The organism is Billgrantia gudaonensis, from assembly GCF_900100195.1.
Taxonomy (GTDB): Bacteria; Pseudomonadota; Gammaproteobacteria; order Pseudomonadales; family Halomonadaceae; genus Halomonas; species Halomonas gudaonensis.
Window position 1 is genome coordinate 336,645 of the sequence record NZ_FNES01000004.1, and the last position, 21,856, is coordinate 358,500.

The window sequence follows — 21,856 nt, forward strand, 5'->3', positions numbered from 1 at the left end:
TCACCCCAGCGCCAGCCATATCCCCACCCCCACCATCAACGAACCCGCCACGCGATTGAGCAGCCGCACGTTGCCGCTCTCGCCCAGCAGCCGGCGCAGGGTGCGTCCGCCGCTGGCGTAGAGCATCAGGGCGAGAAACTCGATCACCAGAATCACCGCCACCAGCATGACCAGTTGGGGCGCCAAGGGGCGTGAAGCTTCCAGGAAGGGGGGCAGCAAGGCGACGAAGAACGCCCAACCCTTGGGATTGGCAACGGCCGTCACGAACCCCTGCAGGGCCAGTTGACCGCGGGCGACCGGGGAAGCATCGCGGTCCAGGGTCAGTGGGATCGCCATGCGCCCGCGCGAACGCCACATCATGATGCCCAGATAGCCAAGATAGGCTCCGCCCACCCATTTGAACATGGCGAACAGCGCCGGCTGGCGCAGCATCAGCGTGGCCACGCCGGCCCCGGCCGAGGCGGCCACCAGCCCCACGCCGGCGAGCTCCCCGGCCATCATCCACAGGGTGCGACGCACGCCCTGCGTCATGCCCAGCACCATGGAGAGCGTCATGCACATCCCCGGGGTGAGCGAAACGAGCAGGAAGGTCGGCACGAAGACCGAAAGCATCGACAGCTGCAACATCGTCGCCATTCTCCATCCCTGGAAGGTTCAGGAACCACACAGCATACCATCGCTGCATGACACCGGCATGGTGGCAACGAGCCGCCCGCCTACTCGCCCCAACGCGGCATCAGCCGGTGATGGATGCCGAGCTGGTTGAGAATGCGAGCGACGATGAAGTCGACCAGATCGTCCACCGAGCGCGGCTGGTGATAGAAACCCGGTGCGGCAGGCAGGATGACCGCCCCCAGCCGGGACAGGCTGAGCATGTGCTCGAGATGGATGGCCGACAGCGGCGTCTCGCGCGGCACCAGGATCAGTTGGCGCCGCTCCTTGAGCGCCACGTCGGCGGCGCGCTCGATCAGGTTGTTGCTGGCTCCCGTCGCCACTGCCGAGAGAGTGCCGGTGGAGCAGGGGCAGATCACCATGGAGGATGGCGCCCCGGAACCGGACGCCACCGGCGCCATCCATTCCTCGCGACCGAAGCAACGGACCTGTCCGTGGCGCGCGCCGCTGCGCTGCGCGAGCGCCTCGGCCAGGCGTGCCGGACGCGCCGGCAGTTCCGCTGTCGTCTCGGTCTCGATGACCAGGTGGGCGGCCTTGGAGATCATCACCCAGACCTCATGGTCGGCGGCCACCAGGGCATCGATGAGACGCAGACCGTACTGGGCACCGGAAGCACCGGTCAGCGCCACCGTGACCGGTCGCTGGAAATCAACGCCCATGCGCTACCTCCAGGGCGGCGAGCAGCTTGTCATGGATGCCGCCAAATCCGCCGTTGGACATCACCACCACACGGTCGAGAGGTCGCGCCTCGGCCACTACCATCGCCACCAGGTCGTCCAGGGTAGTGGCGAGCCGCCCCGGTACCGCACACGCCTCGAGTACCGATTCCAGCGACCAGTCGAGCCCTTCCGGCTGGTACCACCAGGCCGCGTCGGCGGCCGCCACGCTGGCGGCCAAGCGATCGCGCAGCGTACCCAGCCGCATGGTGTTGGAGCGCGGTTCGATCACTGCCAGCAGCCGCCCGCGCGGCGTGGCGGCCCGCAACCCTTCGAGGGTGGCGGCGATCGCCGTGGGATGGTGGGCGAAGTCGTCGATGACCTGGATGCCGGCCACCTCGCCGCGGACCTCCTGGCGACGACGCGGCGTCTCGAAACGGGCGAGAGCCGCCGCACCGCGCACGAGGTCGACGCCGCAGGCATGGGCCGCAGCCAGTGCTGCCAGAGCATTGCAGGCATTGTAGGCACCGGTGAGCGGCCAATCGACGACGGCATCCTCGTCGACCTCGGCCGTCTGGTGAACGACCCGAAAACGCGAGGCGTCGTCGCGTTCGAGTTCGAAGCGCCAAGGGCTCGAGGGTTCACTGCCGAAGCGCTCCACCGGCGTCCAGCAGCCCATTGCCAACACCCTATCCAGCGCCGGCTCGCCATCGGCCACCAGCAACCGTCCCTGGCCGGGTACGGTACGCACCAAGTGATGGAACTGCCGCTCGATGGCGGCCAGGTCGTCGAAGATGTCGGCGTGATCGAATTCCAGGTTGCCCAGTACGGCGATCTCGGGGCGGTAGTGGACGAACTTGGAGCGCTTGTCGAAGAAAGCGGTATCGTACTCGTCGGCCTCCACCACGAAGGGGGCATCCGCTGCCCCGAGGCGCGCCGAAACGCCGAAGTTGCGTGGCACCCCGCCGATCAGGAAACCCGGCGAGAGCCCTGCGGATTCCAGCAGCCAGGCAACCAGACTCGCCGTCGTGGTCTTGCCGTGGGTGCCGGCCACGGCGATCACCCGCCGACCGGGGAGGACGTGCTCGGCGAGCCATTGGGGGCCGGAGACATAGGGCAACCCGACGTTGAGCACCGCCTCCACCTCGGGGTTGCCGCGCGACAGGGCGTTGCCGATCACGACCAGGTCTGGATGCGGCTCGAGATTGGCCGCCGCATAGCCGTCGCACAAGGCGATGCCCGCCTCGGCGAGCTGGGTGCTCATCGGCGGATAGACGCCGGCGTCCGAGCCGCTGACGGTGAAGCCGGCCTCGCGTGCCAACAGCGCCAGGCTACCCATGAAGGTGCCGCAGATTCCGAGAATGTGCAGGTGCATGCCGACGTCGACTCCATCGCCAGTCAGGCGGGCCGGCCGCGGCCCGCACTCAGGAAGCGGCAGACTAGCACGCTGGCCGGGGGCCCTCCAGCGGATGCAGCCTGAGGCGCTTTGCGCTAGAATTCTTCGCCCGATTGCCAACCCCGCCCACGATCCAGGAGCAGGACAGCCCCATGGCCCCGCATAATGCCTTCTATGCCCAGTCCGGCGGTGTCACCGCCGTGATCAATGCCAGCGCCTGCGGCGTGATCGAGGCCTGTCAGCGTCACCCCGACCGCATCGGCAAGGTATATGCCGGCCACAACGGCATCATCGGCGCTCTCACCGAAGATCTGATCGACGTCAGCCGGGAATCCGCCGAGACCGTCGCTGCCCTGCGCCACACCCCGGGCGGCGCCTTCGGCTCGTGCCGCTACAAGCTCAAGGACATCGAGACGCACCGCACCCAGTACGAGCGCCTCATCGAGGTCTTCAAGGCCCACGACATTCGCTACTTCTTCTACAATGGCGGCGGCGACAGCGCCGACACCTGCCTCAAGGTATCCCAGCTATCCGAGAAGCTCGGGTATCCGCTCACTGCCATCCACGTCCCCAAGACCGTGGACAACGATCTGCCGATCACCGACAACTCGCCGGGCTTCGGCAGCGTGGCCAAGTACATCGCCACTTCCACGCTGGAGGCGTCGCTGGACATCGCCTCCATGTGCGCCACCTCCACCAAGGTGTTCGTGCTCGAAGTGATGGGCCGCCACGCCGGCTGGATCGCGGCTGCCGGAGCTCTCGCCGGCCAAGGCGAAGGCGAACCGCCGCACCTGGTGATCTTCCCCGAGGTGAACTTCGACCGCAAGGCGGTGATGGCCCGGGTCGACGAAGCGGTCAAGCAGTATGGCTACTGCGTGATCGTCGTCTCAGAGGGCGCCCGCTACGAGGACGGCACCTTCCTCGCCGACTCCGGTAACACCGACGCCTTCGGCCACCGCCAGTTGGGCGGCGTCGCACCCACCCTCGCCGGCATGGTCAAGCAGGACCTGGGCTACAAGTACCACTGGGCGGTGGCCGACTACCTGCAGCGCGCCGCCCGCCACCTGGCCTCGAAGACCGACGTGGAACAGTCCTACGCAGTGGGCGAAAAGGCCGTGGAGCTGGCACTGGAGGGCAGGAACGCCATGATGCCGACCATCCGGCGCGTCAGCGATGCCCCCTATGAGTGGCGTATCGAAGCGGCGCCGCTCGCCGAAATCGCCAATCGCGAGAAATTCATGCCCCGCGAGTTCATCCGCGCGGACGGCTTCGGCATCACCGCAGCGTGCCGCACCTACCTGGCTCCGCTGATCCAGGGCGAAGAATACCCCCCGTTCGAGAATGGCTTGCCCAAGGTCGCCAGGCTCGCCAAGCACCGCGTCGAGCGCAAGCTGCCCGAGTTCACGATCTGAGCTGCGGGCTGCGGGCTGCGGGCAATAGTCTAACTCGCCCCTCGAAACCCGTGGCTCGTATCTCGTGGCTCGTATCTCGTATCTCGTGGCTCGTGGCTCGTGGCTCGAGGCTCGAGGCTCGAGGCTCGTGGTCACGATTAGCGCAGCAGCCAGGACAGCACCAGCAACAGCAGCAAGAGGCCGGCGACCCCCTGCCAGAAACTCGCCGGATCGCCCACCCACCGGCGTCGTTGGCGTTGCGACGCGCCGGGCCGGTCGTCATGGTGACGCAGCGCGTAAAGCAGCTCCGACATGCGGCGAAAGCGCAGCGAGCGCTGCGGGTCGAGCGCCCGACGCAGGGTATCGTCGAGCGCCGCCGAGACTTCCGGATTCACGGTGCGTGCGCTGCGATAGGCGAGCTGTTCCAGGTCGGTATGACTGCGCAGCTGACTGGGCACCCGGGCATAGGGAAGCTCGCCGGTGAGCAGCCAGTAGACGGTCGAAGCCAGCGAATACTGATCGCTGCGACGTCCCACGCTGTCATCGAGGGCATATTCCGGAGCACTGTGTTCGTTGAGCCCCACCTGCCTCGCCAGTTCGCGGGAACGACGATGTCCATCCAGGTCACGCAGGTGACAGGCGCTGAAGTCGGTGAGCACCACTTGCCCATGCGCATCGATGAGTACGTTGTCGGGGTGGATGCGCTGATGCAGGAGGTCGCGGTGATGAAGCGCCTGTGTCGCCTTGCCCAGCTGCACCGCGATGTCCAGACGCTGGGACAGACTCGCCTGGGGGTGGCGTCGAGCCCACTCGGTGAGCGTTTCCCCCTCGACGTAGGCCATCAGATAGTACAGGTAGCGGCGTGGCCGGGAAGGCTCCATGACCCGCACCACGAAGGGCGACTTGACTCGCTCGACGACCCACTGCTGCAGCAGGAAGTGCTCCAGGTAAGCGTTACGGTTGGAAAGTTCGGGACTGGGCGCCTTCATGACCATTTCTCGCTCGGTGCGCACGTCGCGCACCCGGTAGACGCGCGACTGAGCGGTGCGCGACAGCACCTCCTGCACTTCCAGGCCCTCTAGGCGGTCCCCTACGGCGAGTTCGGGGGGAATCGGCAGATCCCCATATATCTTGCCGGGATGGTCCTCTTGCTCCTCTGGCAGTGCATCGACGCGCACCAGTTGGAAGCAGAACTGGTCGGCACCGTAGCCTCGCGACTGGGCGCGTTCGCGGGCCGCCTGAGCCATGCGCTCGCAGGCGGCATCCAGATCGCTGGCATCCATGCGGATCAGCTGCACGTAGTCCGAGGGCATCAGGGTGCCCCGCACCGCCTGGGTGGTGAACAGAAAGATGTCGCCCTGCTTGAGAGGCAGCCGGAGATAGTCGATATCGATGCTGCCGTCGAGGCCCAGCGCCCGCGACGGATAGCGGTAGCCGCCCAGGTCGGAGACATGATCGCGACTGAGTTGCTCGAATTCGGCGCCGCGCAGGCGAAAGACCAGAGTGTCCCCCATGTGGAACAGGTGCGCCTCCTGGCCACGATAGACCATGGCCGAGAGCGCGGCGACGAAACTGCCGTTCTCGACGAAGTGGCTCTGGCTGTAGCACCAGGCATTGAGTGCACGCAGTACTCGTGTGGCGGAGGTCTTGACGTCCCAGTGATCCGGGGTGGAGAAATAGTCGGCGAGAAAGCCCCGCACGCTCAGATCGCCGGCCTGCTTGGCGATGGCATTGCGCGAGCTGGTGTCGCTGATCACGGCGCAGGCGCCCTTCGCCGTCAACAGCCCCGCCTCGTCGGGGAGGCGAACCGACATGGAGCTGCGATGATGACGCCGGTCCGGGGCAACGAAGGCCTGTCCAATGCTCAATGACAGTTGGGTCGATGACAAGTCGCGCTCCTGATGGCCGGTGGTCCCTTGTTGGAACGGGGTCGACGGCACCCCGCCCGCACCGGCCATCATACACGCTTGCCGGAAACCGGGCCTGTCAACCAAAGCCCAAGCCACCCCCAGGGCTATCGCAGTTAGCCAGTTGACTCGGTGCTGATCCGTCGACAGGTCTCCGAGGAGGCGCTGTGACCCCTCCCTGGGCGCTACGGTTGCCCTGCTTCGCTCTCGCATCCGGCTCCGCTCGCAGGACCGGGGCCGACCATCCATGGCCAGCCCGTTCGGAGCCATGCTCCTCACCCATGGCATGAGATCTCCTCTTCGATCTGTCCTCGGCGCACCTCGTCGTGTTCAACGGCGATGGCCCTGCAAGCCACCCGCACCGCACCTATGTCGCATTGGTAATCACTCTAGCGGCTCCGTATAATTTGCAGCATTTCTCGGCCAACCCGCATTTCCGCCAACCAAGGAAGCGATGATGAACTTCGACAACATCCCTGCCGGCAAGGATCTCCCCAACGATGTCTACGTTGCCATCGAGATCCCCGCCAACCACTCGCCGATCAAGTACGAGATCGACAAGGACATGGGAGCCCTGCTGGTCGACCGCTTCATGGCCACGCCGATGTTCTACCCGGCCAACTACGGCTTCATTCCCCATACCCTGGCCGACGACGGCGACCCTCTGGATGCCCTGGTGGTGACGCCCTATCCGGTTCAGCCCGGCAGCATCATCCGCGCTCGTCCGGTCGGCATCCTCAACATGACCGACGAAGCCGGCGAGGACGCCAAGCTGGTCTGCGTGCCCCATGCCAAGCTGTCCACCCTCTATGACGAGGTACAGGAAGTCACCGACCTGCCCGAGTTGCTGCGCCAGCAGATCGCCCACTTCTTCGAGAACTACAAGGATCTCGAAAAGGGCAAATGGGTGAAGGTAGAGTCATGGGAAGGGGCCGACGCTGCCCGCAAGGCGATCGAGAAGTCCGTGGCCGCCTACGAAAAGGCTTGAACGACGTCGCGGCACAGTTGACCGCTGAACGAAGAACGGGCCACCCGCGGGTGGCCCGTTCGGTTGGCGGTCAACTCTCGTCCTTTTCGTCCTCGCCGGAGGCAGTCGCCCCTCCTTCCTCCGGCTCGGAAACCTCAGCGCCGGAAGTCGACGCCGGCTCCCCTTCCGCTTCTTCCGAGGCATCCGCTTCGAGACGCCGTTGCGCCAGATCGTCGGCCAGCGAACGGGCCAGATCGCGGGCCTGAAGCAGGTGACTGGCCATCACCAGGGAGTGATTGGCAAAGACCCCGAACCCGGAACCATTCAACACCACGGGGCTCCACATGCGGCGCTGGGTACGCTCGAGCAGCATCCGCAGTCGCTCCCAGCGCTGGGTAGCGCCCGCAGCGGCGATCACGTCGGCATGATCGCGCTGTACCCCCTCCATCAGTTGCCCCAATGCCCAACCGGTGCCGCGCGCCTCATGGAAGACGTCATCGACCCGATACCAGGGCGTCTCTTCGGGGGCGGCCTCCACGTCCAACTGGCTCACGATCTCGTCATCGGCGACGCTCGCCGACAGCTGTCGACTTTGCTCATCCAGCCTTTCAGCCACGCGATCGAGCCACAGCGCCAAGCCCTCCCCCGTAGCCGCGAAGCCCGTTGCCTCCCCAGCAAGGCCGGCCAGTCGATCGCCCAAGGCATCGCGGGCCTGTGCCAGCTTGCGTTCGGTGCCGGGGAACAGCCAGTCACGGCTATCGTGGCGAAGCGGCGCTTGCACCGCATCCAGACCCGCGGCCTCGTCGGCGAACATGGCCGGTAACGACGCGGCCAGCTCACGCGCCTGGATCAGCACGCCGTACTCCCAGGCAGGCATGTTGTCGAGCCAGACACCGGGGGGAGCCACGTCGTTGCGCAGGTAACCGCCCGGCTTGTCGAGCAGGGTATCGATCAGCGTCATCAAGGTGGCCACGGTAACGGCACCACGCTGCGCTGGCGCGGTGGCCGTTTCTGCCGCGCTGGCGGCGACGGCGTCACGCTGGGTGGCCGTGGCTCGCTCCACGTCGAAGGGCGCCGGAGCGCGACTCCACCACATACCCAGAGCCACGACCGCGACCAGATAGATGCCGGCCAGAGCGGCGAGGGGCTTCCAGATCCAACCATAGTCGGGGCGTTCGAGCACATCCGCCCGGCTGCGGGGGCGGTCGGCACTGCGCGATTTCGAGGCCATAACGAGGACTCCCTGTCTCGGGTGGAGCGATACCGGAACGCAGCGGCGCGACAATCCGGCGCAGCCTCCCTCCGGGACGTCGATCAACACGACGAACGACTTGAGTTATCCTAGCACGAGCCGGCCGGAACTCGCCCTGCCGGAGCCAGTCACAACTGCGCCGCCGCCGCTCGACAAAAGGAATCCTGCGTTGACCGTTTCACCCACATTGCGCTGGCTGACCGCACTGCTTCTGCTGCTCGGGCCGCTGCTCGCGCATGCCCAGTGGTTCTCCTCCGACGATGACGAGGAGTTCCTGCCGGTCATGGAGGCCTTCAAGCCGAGTGCCTGGCATGACGGCGAGACGCTCTACATCGGTTTCGAAAACGCCGAAGACTACTACCTCTATCGCCACCGTCTCGATGTCGAGAGCGGACATGCCGACGTCGAACTCGGCGATGCCTCGGTCCCACCCGGCGAGTTCAAGGAGGACGAGTTTCTCGGCGAGGTCTACGTCTTCTACGAACGCGTCGTCTTCGAAGCGCCGATCGAGAATGGCCACTCCGGCCCGCTGGACGTGCGCGTCAGTTTCCAGGGCTGCGCCGATGCCGGCCTCTGCTATCCACCGGAGACCGTCGACCTCGAGGCACCGCAAGGCGACATGCCCGCGGCCTTCGCCGGCTGGCGTGACGGCGGTGCCAGCGACGACGGCCCGCGGCAAGCCGGATCGGGAGATGCCGATGACGATGCCTTCACCGCCCAGAGTGGGGACGGCCGCTTCAGCAGTCTGATGCGCGAGGCCAGCCTGCCACTGGCTTTGGGGCTCTTCTTCCTCGCCGGCCTGGGGCTCACCTTCACGCCCTGCGTGCTGCCCATGGTACCGATCCTGTCGTCGATCATCGTCGGCCAGAACCCCAGCCGATCTCGAGCCTTCACGCTCTCGGCCAGCTACGTAGGGGGCATGGCCGCCACCTACGCGGTGGTCGGTGTGCTGATGGGGCTGTTCGGCGCCGGCCTCAACCTCCAGGCCCGGCTGCAGTCGGCACCGGTACTCATCACCTTCGCCGTTCTCTTCGCATCGTTCGCTCTGGCCATGTTCGGTGCCTTCGAGCTGCGGTTGCCACCTCGACTCGCCGGGCGCGTCGAACGCTGGCAGGCCCGTGCACAACGCAGCGGCCCGGGTGGCCTGGCACTCGCCGGAGCGCTCTCGGTACTGGTGGTTTCACCCTGCGTCTCGGCCCCTCTGGCCGGCGCCCTGGTGTTCATCTCCACCACTGGCGATGCCCTCATGGGTGGCGCCGCCCTGCTGGCGCTGGGGCTGGGAATGGGCATACCGCTGCTGCTCGTCGGCACCTTCGGCACGACGGCACTGCCGCGTAGCGGTGCCTGGATGAACGGCGTCAAGGTGGCCTTCGGCATCCTGCTGCTGGGCGTGGCCATCTGGCTCATCGAGCGCCTGGTGCCGGCGCCGGTGGCATTGCTGCTATGGGCTGGCCTGTCCATCGGGAGCGCGTTGACGCTGGGCGCACTGACCGTCAATCAGGCCCAAGGATGGCCACGGGTACGGCAGGCTGCCGGACTGCTGCTGCTGGCCTGGGGGCTGGCTCTGGTGATCGGCGCGGCAAGCGGCGCCCAGGATCCGTTGCGACCGCTGGTGCCCCTCACTGCATTCGGCCAGTTCGCGCCGAACGAAACCCAGACCGTCACCACCGTCGAGACTCGGGAAGGCCTGGAAGAAGCCCTCGAACGGGCCAGCAACCGCGGACAGCCCGCCTTCGTGCACGTGACTGCCGACTGGTGCATCTCGTGCAAACAGCTCGAACGCAAGGTCTACCCCGACCCTCGCGTCGCCGAGCCGCTCACCGCTTTCAGTCGCATCAATCTCGACGTCACGCGCAGCGATGACGTCAGCCGTGCCCTGCTCGACCGCTTCGACCTGTTCGGCCCACCCAGCCTGCTGTTCTTCGCCGACGGCGAGGAACTGACCGAAGCGCGCATACAGGGCGAAGTGGATGCCGCAGAGCTGGCGCGCCATCTCGATGAAGTCCTGGGAATGATGCCTTCGCGACAAAGCGGATAGGGCATTCTCGTTGCCTTCGCGCGGCAAGGCGAACACCGTTCGAAGCCAGCTGGACATCGCCGCGAATTTTAGGCAAACTCCGCCGACAATGCCTAACACGGCCGATAGCGCCGGCAAAATATGCCATCTTGCGGCGATCTATCGAAAGACGGCGCAGGTTGACAGCGCCCGAGACTGCCGCCAACTACCCACCGATCGAGACAGACTCATGGATATTCGCAAGGTCAAGAAACTGATCGAGCTACTCGAAGAATCCAACATCAGCGAAATCGAGATTCAGGAAGGCGAGGAGTCGGTGCGCATCAGCCGTCACCCCGACGGCGTGAGCTGGCCACAGGCCAGCATGCCGCAACCCGCCGTCGCTGCCCAGCCGGCGGCGGTTGCCGGCGCCGCTCCGGCAGCCGACGCCGAACCCGCCGCAGCGACCGAACCCCAGGGTCACGCGCTGAACTCGCCCATGGTCGGCACCTTCTATCGCAGCCCGGCTCCCGGGTCCAAACCGTTCGTGGAAGTGGGGCAGAGCGTCAAGAAGGGCGAGACGGTATGCATCGTCGAGGCGATGAAGATGATGAATCAGATCGAGGCCGACCGTGACGGCGTGATCGAGGCGGTCCTGGCCGAGGATGGCGAACCGGTCGAGTTCGACCAGCCGCTGCTCATCATTTCCTGATACCCACTGACACGGGCGGATCCATCATGCTGGACAAGGTACTCATCGCCAACCGCGGCGAGATCGCCCTGCGCATCCTGCGCGCCTGCAAGGAACTGGGCATCAAGACCGTCGCGGTGCACTCCAAGGCCGACCGCGAACTGATGCACGTGCGTCTCGCCGACGAAGCCGTATGCATCGGGCCTGCCCCTTCGGCCCAGTCCTATCTCAACATTCCCTCGCTGATCAGCGCCGCGGAGGTCACCGACTCCAGCGCCATTCACCCCGGCTACGGCTTTCTTTCCGAGAACGCCAACTTCGCCGAGCAGGTGGAGCGCTCGGGGTTCGTGTTCATCGGTCCCCAGGCCGAGACGATTCGCCTGATGGGCGACAAGGTCAGCGCCATCGAAGCCATGAAGCAGGCGGGCGTGCCCACCGTGCCCGGCTCCGACGGCCCACTGGGCGACGACGAAGGCGACATCGTCGCCACGGCACGCCGCATCGGCTATCCGGTGATCATCAAGGCCGCCGCTGGCGGTGGCGGACGCGGCATGCGCGTGGTGCACACCGAGGCGCACCTGCTTTCCGCGGTGAACGTGACCCGCACCGAAGCCCATTCGGCCTTCGGCGACGGCACCGTCTACATGGAGAAGTTTCTCGAACGGCCGCGCCACGTAGAGGTACAGGTGATCGCCGACGGCCAGGGCAATGCCATCCATCTCTTCGACCGCGACTGTTCGCTGCAGCGCCGCCACCAGAAGGTGCTCGAGGAGGCTCCCGCACCGGGCCTCGACGAGGCCGCCCGTGCCGAGGTACTCGAGGCGTGCCGTCAGGCGTGCATCAAGATCGGCTATCGCGGCGCCGGCACCTTCGAGTTCCTCTACGAAGACGGTCAGTATTTCTTCATCGAGATGAACACCCGCGTCCAGGTGGAGCATCCGGTCACCGAAATGGTCACCGGCGTGGACATCGTCCGCGAGCAGCTGCGCATCGCCTCGGGCCTGCCCCTGTCGATCCGCCAGGAAGACGTCGAACTCAACGGCCACGCCTTCGAGTGCCGCATCAACGCCGAGGACCCGCGCACCTTCATGCCCTCTCCCGGCAAGGTCACCCTCTACCACCCACCGGGCGGGCTCGGCGTGCGCATGGACTCGCACGTCTACACCGGCTACACCGTGCCGCCTCACTACGACTCGCTGATCGGCAAGTTGATCACTTGGGGGGCGAACCGCGACAACGCCCTGGTGCGCATGCGCAACGCGCTCGACGAGCTGCTGGTCGAAGGCATCAAGACCAACATCGACCTGCACAAGGACCTCGTGCGTGACGGCCACTTCCAGCAGGGCGGCGTGAACATCCACTATCTGGAGAAGAAGCTCGGCGAGTGAGCCGCTCCTCCACTAACGCAGGCGGGGTGGCCAAGGCCGCCCCGCCTGCGTTGCCGACACCCAGGAGAGCCCATGGCCTGGCTGCAACTCAAGGCGCGCATCGCCCCCGACCAGGCGGAGCTGCTCGAGGAGCTACTGCTCGAAGAGGGCGCCACCGCCATCACCCTGCAGGATGCCCACGACGACCCCGTATTCGAGCCCGAGCGGGGCACCACGCCGCTGTGGAACGAGACCGTCCTCACCGGCCTCTACGACGACCTGGAAGGCCTGGAAGGAATGCTCGAGCGACTCGCCGCCGCCTGGGCCGAAACGCTGCCTGGCGAGCCCTGCCCGGAAATCGAGCATGAACTCGTCGCCGACCGCGACTGGGAGCGCGAATGGATGGACGGCTTCCAACCGCTGCGCATGGGCGAGCGGCTGTGGATCGTGCCGAGCTGGCATGCCCCGCCGCAACCCGAGGCCGTCAACCTGCATCTCGATCCGGGTCTGGCCTTCGGCACCGGCACGCACCCCACCACGGCGCTATGTCTGGCCTGGCTAGACGCCTTGGCCACGAACGGCGACCTGGAAGCGAAAGAGGTGCTCGACGTGGGCACCGGCTCGGGCATCCTGGCCATCGCCGCGCTGAAACTCGGTGCATCGCACGCCAGCGCTACCGACATCGATCCCCAGGCGCTCGCCGCCAGCCGTGACAACGCCGAACGCAACGGCATCGATGCCTCCCGGTTCGACCTCTGCTATCCCGAGCAACTCACGCACGCGCGCCGCTTTCCCATCGTCATGGCCAACATCCTGGCCGGGCCGCTGATCGAGCTCGCGCCGATCATCGCCGGGCACGTCGCGGCACACGGACATCTGGCTCTCTCGGGCATCCTCGACGGTCAGGCTCAGGACGTGATCGACGCCTATACCGACCAGGGCCTGATCATGGACCCGCCGTGCCGGCGCGAAGGGTGGGTCCGCCTCACCGGGCGACGCGCACCTTGAACGCCGCGCTCGGGCAATCACGGCTAGTCACATCGTGAGCCGCCTGGGCAGCATCGCACCTTCACCATCTTCGGACGGGGGCGTATGATATGCCCCCCGCATGCCATCAGGCCCGACCATGCCCGACAGTCGTCCCTTGCCAAAGATCGGCCCGCACCGCCTGTCCAGCCGGGTAGTCCTCGCCCCCATGGCCGGCATCACCGACCGGCCCTTCCGGGCGCTGTGCCGCCGTCTGGGCGCAGGCCTGGTGGTCGGCGAAATGGTTACCTCGGACCCCGCCCTATGGCATACCCGCAAATCGCGGCTACGCATGGATCACCGTGGCGAACCGGGGCCTCGCAGCGTGCAGATCGCCGGCGGCGACGCCGCGATGCTGGCCGAGGCAGCCCGGCTCAATGCCGGGATGGGCGCCGAGATCATCGACATCAACATGGGCTGTCCGGCCAAGAAGGTCTGCAACAAGGCGGCGGGATCGGCATTGTTGCGCGACGAACGGCTCGTGGCGGAGATCCTCGATGCCGTGGTCGCCGCAGTCGACGTCCCGGTGACGTTGAAGATCCGCACCGGCTGGTGCGCGGAGAGCAACAACGGCGTGCGCATCGCCCGTCTCGCCGAGTCCGCCGGCATCCAGGCGCTTTCCGTACATGGCCGTCACCGGCAGCAGCGTTACGCAGGTAACGCCGAATACGACACCATCGCCGCCATCAAACGATCCGTAACCATCCCGGTCTTTGCCAATGGCGATATCGACTCGCCGGAGAAAGCCACCTCCGTTCTCGACTATACTGGTGCGGATGCCGTAATGATCGGTCGTGCCGCCCAGGGAAATCCATGGATATTCCGGGAGATCGATCACTACTTGCGCCACGGCCAGCGGCTGTCGCCGCCGAACCACGCCGAGCGCGCCGCGGTTCTGAAGGACCACCTGATCGAACTGCATCGCTTCTATGGCGACTACATGGGGGTGCGCATCGCTCGCAAGCATGTGGGCTGGTACCTCGCTTCGGACCCCCGCTTCGATGCCGAAGAGCGACGCGCCCTGAAAACGGACTTCAATGCGCTGGAGCAGCCGGACGCACAGCACCGCTTCATCGACGAACTCTTTCGCCCAGGGGCGACGTCGCCAGCTCGACTCGTCGCACCGCGGACAACGCATGGAACCAGTGCCGCATGAATCAGCAACCCACCCAATCCCCCTTTTCCAGCGTGGCGGAGAGCGAGCAGCCGCCCACTGAACTCTCCGTGCCCAGCAGCGCTTCCCCGCCCTCGGGCGAGTCCTCTGCCCCCGTGGCCGAACGACCGCTGCGAGAGGCCGTGGACGCCGCCATGCGGCGCTACTTCGACCACCTGGATGGCGGTACCGTCACGGACCTCTATGCCATGGTGATGGCCGAGGTCGAGGCGCCATTGCTGGCCACCGTGATGGACCACGCCCAAGGCAATCAGACCCGGGCCGCCGAGATTCTCGGCCTCAACCGCGGGACGCTGCGCAAGAAACTCAAGCAGCATGACCTGATCTGAGCGGGAGCGCTCCCTGCTCGCTCAGCCGCTTTCCGTCCACCACTACCAAGAGTTGCACATGTCCGACACTCACCGCCCCCAGCCGATCCGTCGCGCTCTGATCAGCGTCTCCGACAAGACCGGCATCGTCGATTTCGCCCGCGGCCTCCGTGAACGCGGCGTCGAGCTGCTCTCCACCGGCGGTACCTTTCGTCTGCTCCAGGAGAACGGCATCGCCGTCACCGAAGTGTCCGAGCACACTGGCTTTCCCGAGATCATGGACGGCCGGGTCAAGACCCTGCATCCCAAGATCCATGGCGGCATCCTCGGTCGCCGCGGGCAGGACGACGCGGTGATGACGGAGCACGCCATCGCTCCCATCGACATGGTGGTGGTCAACCTCTACCCCTTCGCGCAGACCGTGGCCAAGGCGGGCTGCACCCTGGAGGACGCCATCGAGAACATCGACATCGGCGGACCCACGCTGGTGCGCGCCTGCGCCAAGAACCACGCGCATACCACCGTCGTGGTGGATGTCGGCGACTACGCTAGGGTGCTTGGCGAAATCGCCGCCTTGGACGGTACGGTGAGTGATGCCACCCGCTTCGATCTGGCGGTGAAGGCCTTCGAGCACACCGCCGGCTATGACGCCGCCATCGCCGACTATCTCGGCCAGCGGGTACCGGGAGGCGAGGATGGCTTCCCACGCACCTACAACCTGCAGTTCGTGAAGAAGCAGTCGATGCGCTACGGCGAGAACCCGCATCAGAACGCGGCTTTCTACGTCGAGGCCGACGCGCGGGAAGCCAGCGTGGCCACTGCCACCCAACGGCAGGGCAAGGCGCTCTCCTTCAACAACGTGGCCGACACCGATGCTGCTTTCGAATGCGTCAAGGCGTTCACCGACACCGCCTGCGTGATCGTAAAGCACGCCAACCCCTGTGGCGTGGCAGTGGGCAGCAGCGCCCGCGAAGCCTACGACAAGGCGTTCGCCACCGACCCCACCAGCGCCTTCGGCGGCATCATCGCCTTCAACGTGCCGCTGGATGCCGAAACCGCCCGTGCCATCATCGACCGTCAGTTCGTCGAGGTGATCATCGCCCCCGGCGTCGACGAAGAAGCCAGCGCCATCGTCGCCGAGAAACCCAACGTGCGCTTGCTCGACGTGGGCGAACATTGGCCCGGCGAGCGCGAGCACGCCCATGACTTCAAGCGCGTCACCGGCGGCCTGCTGGTTCAGGATCGCGACCTGGGCATGGTCGGCCGCGACGAACTCACCGTGGTCAGCGAACGCGTGCCCAACGAGCAGGAACTGCGCGACCTGGCCTTCGCCTGGAAGGTCGCCAAGTACGTCAAGTCCAACGCCATCGTCTATGCCAAGAACGGCCAGACCATCGGCGTGGGCGCCGGCCAGATGAGTCGCGTCTATTCGGCGAAGATCGCCGGCATCAAGGCGGCAGACGAGGAACTTCCGGTACCCGGCTCGGTGATGGCCTCCGATGCCTTCTTCCCCTTCCGCGACGGCATCGACGCCGCTGCCGCCGCCGGTATCGCCGCGGTGATCCAGCCCGGCGGCTCGATGCGCGACCAGGAAGTGATCGACGCCGCCAACGAGGCCGGCATCGCCATGGTGTTCACCGGCATGCGCCATTTTAGGCACTGAAGCTGGAAGCTGGAAGCTGGAAGCTGGAAGCTGGAAGCAGATTGCCGCCTTCAGAGCCTAGGTCAAGTGGGTTCTTCAAGCTTCCAGCTCATGGCTTCGAGCTCCCGACGAAGTCGGACCGGGCCAAGCCCGGTCAGCCCAGGTCGATGCACAGATACTTGGTCTCGAGGAACTCATCCAGGCCTTGATGGCCGCCCTCACGACCGAGGCCCGACTCCTTGACCCCACCGAAAGGCGCGGCGGCGTTGGAGATCAACCCCGTGTTGATGCCTACCATGCCGTATTCCAGAGCGTCGGCAACGCGCCACACGCGCCCCAGGTCGCGGGAGTAGAAATAGGCGGCCAGACCATACTGTGTATCGTTGGCCATCTGGACGGCATCGGCTTCGTCCTCGAACGGGAAGACTGCCGCAAGTGGGCCAAACGTCTCTTCTTGGGCCACCTTCATGTCCTGGTTGGCGAAACTGATCAGCGTCGGCGTGAAGAAATTGCCGCCCAGCGGGTGTGGATGACCGCCTAGCAACAACTCGGCGCCATGGTCGACGGCGTCGTGAACATGTTCGCTGACCTTGGCCACGGCCCGCTCGTCGATCAGCGGCCCGATATTGATGTCCGGCTGGGTCCCGTCCCCCACCTTCAGCTCGCTGTTCATGGCGACGGCCAACTTCTCGCAAAACGCATTGACCACGCTGGACTGAACCAGGAAACGGTTGGTGCAGACGCAGGTCTGGCCGGCATTGCGAAACTTGGCAGCCATGGCACCCTCTACCGCGGCATCCAGATCGGCGTCCTCGAAGACCAGGAAAGGGGCATTGCCGCCCAGTTCGAGCGATATCTTCTGGATATGCTGGGCCGCGTTGGCCATCAGTTCGCGCCCCACCTCGGTGGAGCCGGTGAAGGTGATCTTGCGTACCAGCGAAGACTCGGTGAGCGCTGCGGCAATCTCGCTGGCGCGTCCGGGCACCACGTTGAACACGCCACGCGGTACGCCGGCCCGCTCGGCCAGCATCGCCAGGGCCGTGGCCGAAAAGGGGGTCTGACTGGCGGGCTTGACCACGAAGGTACAGCCTGCGGCCAGAGCGGCACCGGCCTTGCGGGTGATCATCGCCGCCGGGAAATTCCACGGTGTGATGGCACCCACCACGCCCACCGGTTGCTTGGTGACGACGATGCGCTGATTGGGCTTGGCCGCTGGCACGGTTTCACCATAGACGCGCCGCGCCTCCTCGGCGAACCAGCGCAGAAAGCTCGCGGCATAGGCAATCTCGCCTGCCGCTTCCTTGAGCGGCTTGCCCTGCTCGTGGGTCATGATCATGGCCAGATCGTCCTGATGCTCGAACATCAGGTCGTGCCATTTCATGAGAATGTCGGCACGCTCGAGGGCGGTAAGGGCCTTCCAAGCCGGCAGGGCCGTATCGGCGGCGGCAATGGCGCGCTCGGTTTCGGCACGCCCCAGTCGTGGCACGTTGCCGAACGACTCACCGGTGGCCGGATTGACGACGTCGATCTGCTCGCCGCTGTCGGCGGCGACCCAACTGCCGTCGATATAGGCGAATGGGCAGTAGAGCTGCGTTTCCTTGAGGGCTTCCATGGGGTCTCCTGGCCGAGGTCGGCCTCGTTGTCGGTTTGCCTACCATGCTAAGCGCAAAGACCCCGCGGCACCAAGCCAATCACCGTGCTCGACGCGGTTCACGGCTCGCCGACAGCGTGATAGAGACCGAGTCGGCGAAGCGCAGCGCATGCGGCTTGTCGATTTCCACCTGCGCCGTGAGCACGGGTTCGTAAGACATGATCAGGTCGAGCACCTCGCGGGTCATGCGCTCCAGCAACAGGAACCGGTTGTCCTCGACATGGGCGATCACCGCCTTGGTGATGGTGCGATAGTTCAGCGCTTGCTCGATGTGGTTGAAGGCGACCGCCTGATCAGCCCGGTAACGGATCACCGCATTGATCACCACATCCTGGCGGTTATTGATTTCGTCCTCCTTGATGCCGATATAGGTACGCAGCCGTAGGTTCTTGATGTGAATCGTGGCGAGGTCGTGATCGAGGTGCTGGTCATCGAGGGCATGCAGCGCCATGGTGGTCTCCCTGATTGGCGAGTCGGGGCCTGTCGAAAGGTCGTCAGCGTAGCGCGACACCGCGTCAGCGACCGTTGACCAAGGTGAGAAATTCCTGACGCGTCGGCTGATTCTCGCGGAAGGCGCCCAGCATCACCGATGACGTCATGCTGGAATTCTGCTTCTCCACCCCGCGCATCATCATGCAAAGATGGCGTGCCTCGATCACGACGGCCACCCCGCGCGCCTCGGTCACTTGCTGAACCGCTTCGGCGATCTGGCGGGTGAGGTTTTCCTGAATCTGCATGCGCCGCGCATACATGTCGACGATGCGGGCGAACTTGGATAGTCCCAGTACCTTGCCGTTGGGCAGATAGGCGATATGGCACTTGCCGATGAAGGGCAGCAGGTGGTGCTCGCACATCGAGTAGAGCTCGATGTCCTTGACCAGAACCATTTCGTCGGTCTCGGAGGCAAAGACCGCCCCGTTGATGATCTCCTCGAGACGCTGAGTGTAGCCACGGTTGAGGAACTGCATCGCCTTGGCAGCCCGCCTGGGGGTATCGCGCAACCCTTCTCGATCGGGATCCTCCCCCAGATCCTGGATGATCTGGCGGTAATGATTGGCGAGTTCTTCTGTCATGGTCAGGCCCTGTGCCAGTAGCGAGCGTTAGCCGGTTGCGGGCGCAATGGCCCGCCACATTCTATGCAAATACTATACATAAAATCTAGAATGTACAATTAAGGCATGCTTGAGCTCCATTCTAGCTCAAGCGGGACCGGATCGCCGACCTGCAACGCCACTGGCATTGCGAGCACGCCTCACGCCCCTGCGACGATGCGCCCGCTGCCTGGCCTGGAGCCACTATGGTAAGCTGTCTTGCATGTTCCATGGCGCCGAGCGCCGTTCGCCGAAATGAGATCCTGCGATGATCAAGACCCCGAACAGCCTACTGACCACCGTCGGCCTGGGCTTGCTGGTCCTGCCGACAGCCGTTCTGGCCGATACTCTGACCCTTCCCGCCGATGCACGGGTGGCCGTGGCCGTGGTCGACAGCATCACCCTGGATGACGCCGAGGGCCAACGCAACGACATCCTCCTGCGCCCGGTCGGCGGCCACTCCGCGGCCAATCATGCGCTGCCCGAGCACTGTGTCCTGGTCGGCAACGCCCGCCTCGACGACGAGCGAATTCGCATCACCACCCATGCGCTGACCTGTATCGAAGCGCAGAACAGCGACAGCGAGATATACAGCGGCGAGATATCTGCCGCCGCCTATGAGGACGACGGCAGCTACGGCGTCTTGGCCAACTGCGTCGATGGGCGCTGCGAACTCGCTCCCGACACGCCCTTCGTGCTGCAGCTGTCGGACGCCCTCAGCCTGGAGCAGCAACCCAATCCCTCGGCGGAGATCAACGAGCAACGCCGCCAGGCCGACGGCGAAGGTGTCGCCAATCCGATTCCCAGTGAAGCTCCGGCTCCCGACTGAAAGAGCATGGCCGTAAGACGAGGGCCATCGCCTGACGGCCGGGGAATCACCGAGGCGACGTTCAAGCCAGCCAGCGCGGGGCACGCAGCAGTACCTGACGCTGCTGCTCCAGCAGGCGGATGTGGCCGTCCCAGTAGCCGGAATCGGCAAGCCAGGGAAAGGCGGGCGGGAAGGCGGGATCGTCCCAGCGCGCCACCAGCCAGGCGCTGTGGCGCATCAACCGCAGGGTGCGCAACGGCTCGATGAGCGCCAGTTCGCTGCGATCGAAGTCGCGATGCTGCTCGTATCCCTCCACGACCTCCGAGAGCTGCATCTGCCACTCCGCATCGTGTTCGGCAGTGAGCAGCATCCACAGATCCTGCACGGCCGGCGCCATCAGGCAATCGTCGAAATCGACCAGGGCGAAGGCCTCATCGCGCCCCAGCATATTGCCCAGGTGGCAGTCGCCATGAACGCGTATCGCTCGCTCGTCGGCCCAGGCATGAGGCTCCAGTGCGTTCAGCAACGCCTCGCTGATCCTTGCATAGGCTCGCCGCTGGTGGCGATCGAGCCAAGGGCTCTGTAGCACCGCTTCGCTGGCCTGGCGCGCCATGGGCACGAGATCGAGACTGCCGCGCTCCCGGAAACGACCGCTCGCACCAACGGCATGCACCGCTCCGATCAATTCGCCGAGCGCGAAGAGGTGTGCCGGATTCTCCAGCTCCGGCGCCTGACCGGGCAAGTGCGGAAACAGCGCCAGGCGAAAGCCTTCGGCGTAATGCAGACTCTCGCCACCGACATCCTGCCAAGGCGCCGCCACGGCCACGTCCGACGCAACCAGCTCCTGCAGAAAGGCATGCTCCTCGCGGATCTCGGCATCGCTCCAACGACCGGGCCGATAGAACTTGACCACCCAACGCCGCCGCTCCTCGTCATGGACCAGGAAGACGCGGTTCTCGTAGCTGTTCAGCGCGAAGGGCTCTCCGGGCAGCCAGAACCCCAGCGACTCCACGGCATCGACCACGCGGGCGGGGGACAGCTCGGCGAAGGGATGAGACGAGGCTTGCATGGGGGGCACTCCGACAAGATCACCGGCGCCATGCTAACAGGGAAGCGCTCGGCTGTATCCGCTTGGATCAACCCCTGTCCAGTGGCGTGCGGGCGACGACCCAGACCTCGACGGCCTCTGCCCCGGCCTGCCGGCAAGCCCGTGCCAGGGCATCGAGGGTGCCCCCCGTGGTCATGACGTCGTCGACCAGCACCACGCGACGCGGCAGCACTCCCCCGATTCGAAAGGCCTCGCTGAGATTTCGGCGCCGCGCCGTACGGTCCAGGCCACGCTGGCTGCGGGTATCGCGCACGCGCACCGCTCGTTTCAGCGGGCACCCCAGTCGGCGCACCAGACGCCGGGCCAGCCACTCGGCCTGATCGAAACCCCGCTGCCGCGCCCTCTGCGGATGCAACGGCACGGCCACCATGGCTTCGGGCCAGGCCCGGACCGTTTCCGGCAGAGCGCTTTCCAACAACGCCAGCAGCACGGTGCCCGCACGCGGCGAGGCATGAAACTTGAAGCGCTGCACCAGCCCCAGCACTTCACCGGCGTAGCATAGTGGCGCATGGGTACGATCGAACGCTGGCGGCCGACTCAGGCAGGCACCGCACACTCGCCCTGCCGCACCGTACTGAGGCTCCCCGCAGCGCGGGCAAGCCGCCAAGTTCCAGGGCAGCTCGGCGAAGCAGCCGGTACACCAGGGCTGGCCGGGGTCGGTCGCTCCCAGACAGAAGGCACAGCGCCCGGGCAGGGCGTACCGCAGAGCCTTGTCAACCCAGTTTTCCGAAAGGGTTGACAAGAGACGCCGGC

The 21,856-nt window shown here is 65.7% G+C and carries 20 protein-coding genes; 10 read left to right on the plus strand and 10 right to left on the minus strand.

The window, feature by feature from the left end:
- From BLP96_RS07270 to mpl, 3 genes are all read right to left on the minus strand, one after another.
- Positions 1-627: a LysE family translocator gene (locus tag BLP96_RS07270; protein WP_176761482.1), complete on the minus strand. Its 627-nt coding sequence runs from the start codon at positions 625-627 to the stop codon at positions 1-3.
- Positions 628-716: 89 nt separating this feature from the next.
- Positions 717-1,331, minus strand: a complete 615-nt coding sequence (locus tag BLP96_RS07275) for a flavin prenyltransferase UbiX (RefSeq protein WP_089684581.1) — start codon at positions 1,329-1,331, stop codon at positions 717-719.
- Entirely contained in the window at positions 1,321-2,703 is a 1,383-nt protein-coding gene (mpl, locus tag BLP96_RS07280) for a UDP-N-acetylmuramate:L-alanyl-gamma-D-glutamyl-meso-diaminopimelate ligase (RefSeq protein ID WP_089684583.1), read from the minus strand. Before mpl ends, BLP96_RS07275 begins: the two co-directional genes overlap by 11 nt.
- A 173-nt stretch (positions 2,704-2,876) precedes the next feature.
- Between mpl and BLP96_RS07285 the strand changes: the two genes are divergently transcribed.
- Positions 2,877-4,136 carry a 6-phosphofructokinase gene (locus BLP96_RS07285; RefSeq protein WP_089684585.1) on the plus strand — a complete coding sequence of 420 codons (1,260 nt, stop codon included), beginning with the start codon at positions 2,877-2,879 and terminating at the stop codon, positions 4,134-4,136.
- A 137-nt stretch (positions 4,137-4,273) separates the two neighbouring features.
- Here BLP96_RS07285 and BLP96_RS07290 read toward each other — a convergent pair whose 3' ends face one another.
- Positions 4,274-6,004, minus strand: a complete 1,731-nt coding sequence (locus tag BLP96_RS07290) for a bifunctional protein-serine/threonine kinase/phosphatase (RefSeq protein ID WP_089684586.1) — start codon at positions 6,002-6,004, stop codon at positions 4,274-4,276.
- A gap of 475 nt (positions 6,005-6,479) precedes the next feature.
- Between BLP96_RS07290 and ppa the strand changes: the two genes are divergently transcribed.
- Positions 6,480-7,010 carry an inorganic diphosphatase gene (ppa, locus tag BLP96_RS07295; RefSeq protein WP_089684589.1) on the plus strand — a complete coding sequence of 177 codons (531 nt, stop codon included), beginning with the start codon at positions 6,480-6,482 and terminating at the stop codon, positions 7,008-7,010.
- 70 nt (positions 7,011-7,080) lie between these two features.
- Here ppa and BLP96_RS07300 read toward each other — a convergent pair whose 3' ends face one another.
- Positions 7,081-8,220, minus strand: coding sequence for a DUF2333 family protein (locus BLP96_RS07300; RefSeq protein WP_089684591.1), 1,140 nt, complete (start codon positions 8,218-8,220; stop codon positions 7,081-7,083).
- 190 nt (positions 8,221-8,410) lie between these two features.
- On the opposite strand from BLP96_RS07300, the gene dsbD reads away from it, so the two are divergent.
- From dsbD to purH, 7 genes are all read left to right on the plus strand, one after another.
- Positions 8,411-10,279 carry a protein-disulfide reductase DsbD gene (gene dsbD, locus BLP96_RS07305; protein ID WP_089684593.1) on the plus strand — a complete coding sequence of 623 codons (1,869 nt, stop codon included), beginning with the start codon at positions 8,411-8,413 and terminating at the stop codon, positions 10,277-10,279.
- 208 nt (positions 10,280-10,487) lie between these two features.
- Positions 10,488-10,949 (plus strand): acetyl-CoA carboxylase biotin carboxyl carrier protein, encoded by a 462-nt coding sequence (gene accB / locus BLP96_RS07310; RefSeq protein ID WP_089684595.1) that lies wholly within the window; start codon positions 10,488-10,490, stop codon positions 10,947-10,949.
- A gap of 26 nt (positions 10,950-10,975) precedes the next feature.
- On the plus strand, positions 10,976-12,316 hold the full coding sequence (gene accC, locus BLP96_RS07315; protein ID WP_089684597.1) for an acetyl-CoA carboxylase biotin carboxylase subunit: 1,341 nt from the start codon (positions 10,976-10,978) through the stop codon (positions 12,314-12,316).
- Between the two features lie 72 nt (positions 12,317-12,388).
- Positions 12,389-13,303, plus strand: coding sequence for a 50S ribosomal protein L11 methyltransferase (gene prmA, locus BLP96_RS07320; RefSeq protein ID WP_089684599.1), 915 nt, complete (start codon positions 12,389-12,391; stop codon positions 13,301-13,303).
- A gap of 118 nt (positions 13,304-13,421) precedes the next feature.
- Positions 13,422-14,477: a tRNA dihydrouridine synthase DusB gene (gene dusB / locus BLP96_RS07325; protein ID WP_089684601.1), complete on the plus strand. Its 1,056-nt coding sequence runs from the start codon at positions 13,422-13,424 to the stop codon at positions 14,475-14,477.
- Positions 14,474-14,824, plus strand: coding sequence for a DNA-binding transcriptional regulator Fis (fis, locus tag BLP96_RS07330; RefSeq protein WP_245682190.1), 351 nt, complete (start codon positions 14,474-14,476; stop codon positions 14,822-14,824). Before dusB ends, fis begins: the two co-directional genes overlap by 4 nt.
- A 58-nt stretch (positions 14,825-14,882) precedes the next feature.
- A complete protein-coding gene (gene purH / locus BLP96_RS07335; RefSeq protein ID WP_089684603.1) occupies positions 14,883-16,466 on the plus strand; it encodes a bifunctional phosphoribosylaminoimidazolecarboxamide formyltransferase/IMP cyclohydrolase in 1,584 nt (527 codons plus the stop codon).
- A gap of 133 nt (positions 16,467-16,599) precedes the next feature.
- Here the strand turns inward: purH and BLP96_RS07340 are convergent, their stop codons facing one another.
- From BLP96_RS07340 to folE, 3 genes are all read right to left on the minus strand, one after another.
- Positions 16,600-18,057, minus strand: a complete 1,458-nt coding sequence (locus BLP96_RS07340) for an NAD-dependent succinate-semialdehyde dehydrogenase (protein ID WP_089684605.1) — start codon at positions 18,055-18,057, stop codon at positions 16,600-16,602.
- A gap of 79 nt (positions 18,058-18,136) precedes the next feature.
- On the minus strand, positions 18,137-18,547 hold the full coding sequence (gene folX, locus BLP96_RS07345) for a dihydroneopterin triphosphate 2'-epimerase (protein WP_089684607.1): 411 nt from the start codon (positions 18,545-18,547) through the stop codon (positions 18,137-18,139).
- A 64-nt stretch (positions 18,548-18,611) separates the two neighbouring features.
- Complete coding sequence (folE, locus tag BLP96_RS07350) at positions 18,612-19,169, minus strand: GTP cyclohydrolase I FolE (RefSeq protein ID WP_089684610.1); 558 nt, start codon at positions 19,167-19,169, stop codon at positions 18,612-18,614.
- Between the two features lie 286 nt (positions 19,170-19,455).
- Between folE and BLP96_RS07355 the strand changes: the two genes are divergently transcribed.
- Positions 19,456-20,016, plus strand: a complete 561-nt coding sequence (locus BLP96_RS07355) for a hypothetical protein (RefSeq protein WP_089684612.1) — start codon at positions 19,456-19,458, stop codon at positions 20,014-20,016.
- A 61-nt stretch (positions 20,017-20,077) separates the two neighbouring features.
- Here BLP96_RS07355 and BLP96_RS07360 read toward each other — a convergent pair whose 3' ends face one another.
- On the minus strand, positions 20,078-21,064 hold the full coding sequence (locus tag BLP96_RS07360) for a serine/threonine protein kinase (protein WP_089684613.1): 987 nt from the start codon (positions 21,062-21,064) through the stop codon (positions 20,078-20,080).
- A 67-nt stretch (positions 21,065-21,131) separates the two neighbouring features.
- A complete protein-coding gene (locus BLP96_RS07365; RefSeq protein WP_245682191.1) occupies positions 21,132-21,845 on the minus strand; it encodes a ComF family protein in 714 nt (237 codons plus the stop codon).
- Positions 21,846-21,856 lie beyond the last annotated feature (11 nt).

What these genes read in the sequence shown, in the direction of transcription:
- BLP96_RS07270 (WP_176761482.1), bottom strand. Translation starts at nt 627, where the DNA reads ATGTTGCAGCTGTCGATGCTTTCGGTCTTCGTGCCGACCTTCCTGCTC.
- BLP96_RS07275 (WP_089684581.1), bottom strand. Translation starts at nt 1,331, where the DNA reads ATGGGCGTTGATTTCCAGCGACCGGTCACGGTGGCGCTGACCGGTGCT.
- mpl (WP_089684583.1), bottom strand. Translation starts at nt 2,703, where the DNA reads ATGCACCTGCACATTCTCGGAATCTGCGGCACCTTCATGGGTAGCCTG.
- BLP96_RS07285 (WP_089684585.1), top strand. Translation starts at nt 2,877, where the DNA reads ATGGCCCCGCATAATGCCTTCTATGCCCAGTCCGGCGGTGTCACCGCC.
- ppa (WP_089684589.1), top strand. Translation starts at nt 6,480, where the DNA reads ATGAACTTCGACAACATCCCTGCCGGCAAGGATCTCCCCAACGATGTC.
- BLP96_RS07300 (WP_089684591.1), bottom strand. Translation starts at nt 8,220, where the DNA reads ATGGCCTCGAAATCGCGCAGTGCCGACCGCCCCCGCAGCCGGGCGGAT.
- accB (WP_089684595.1), top strand. Translation starts at nt 10,488, where the DNA reads ATGGATATTCGCAAGGTCAAGAAACTGATCGAGCTACTCGAAGAATCC.
- accC (WP_089684597.1), top strand. Translation starts at nt 10,976, where the DNA reads ATGCTGGACAAGGTACTCATCGCCAACCGCGGCGAGATCGCCCTGCGC.
- prmA (WP_089684599.1), top strand. Translation starts at nt 12,389, where the DNA reads ATGGCCTGGCTGCAACTCAAGGCGCGCATCGCCCCCGACCAGGCGGAG.
- dusB (WP_089684601.1), top strand. Translation starts at nt 13,422, where the DNA reads ATGCCCGACAGTCGTCCCTTGCCAAAGATCGGCCCGCACCGCCTGTCC.
- fis (WP_245682190.1), top strand. Translation starts at nt 14,474, where the DNA reads ATGAATCAGCAACCCACCCAATCCCCCTTTTCCAGCGTGGCGGAGAGC.
- purH (WP_089684603.1), top strand. Translation starts at nt 14,883, where the DNA reads ATGTCCGACACTCACCGCCCCCAGCCGATCCGTCGCGCTCTGATCAGC.
- BLP96_RS07340 (WP_089684605.1), bottom strand. Translation starts at nt 18,057, where the DNA reads ATGGAAGCCCTCAAGGAAACGCAGCTCTACTGCCCATTCGCCTATATC.
- folX (WP_089684607.1), bottom strand. Translation starts at nt 18,547, where the DNA reads ATGGCGCTGCATGCCCTCGATGACCAGCACCTCGATCACGACCTCGCC.
- folE (WP_089684610.1), bottom strand. Translation starts at nt 19,169, where the DNA reads ATGACAGAAGAACTCGCCAATCATTACCGCCAGATCATCCAGGATCTG.
- BLP96_RS07355 (WP_089684612.1), top strand. Translation starts at nt 19,456, where the DNA reads ATGATCAAGACCCCGAACAGCCTACTGACCACCGTCGGCCTGGGCTTG.
- BLP96_RS07360 (WP_089684613.1), bottom strand. Translation starts at nt 21,064, where the DNA reads ATGCAAGCCTCGTCTCATCCCTTCGCCGAGCTGTCCCCCGCCCGCGTG.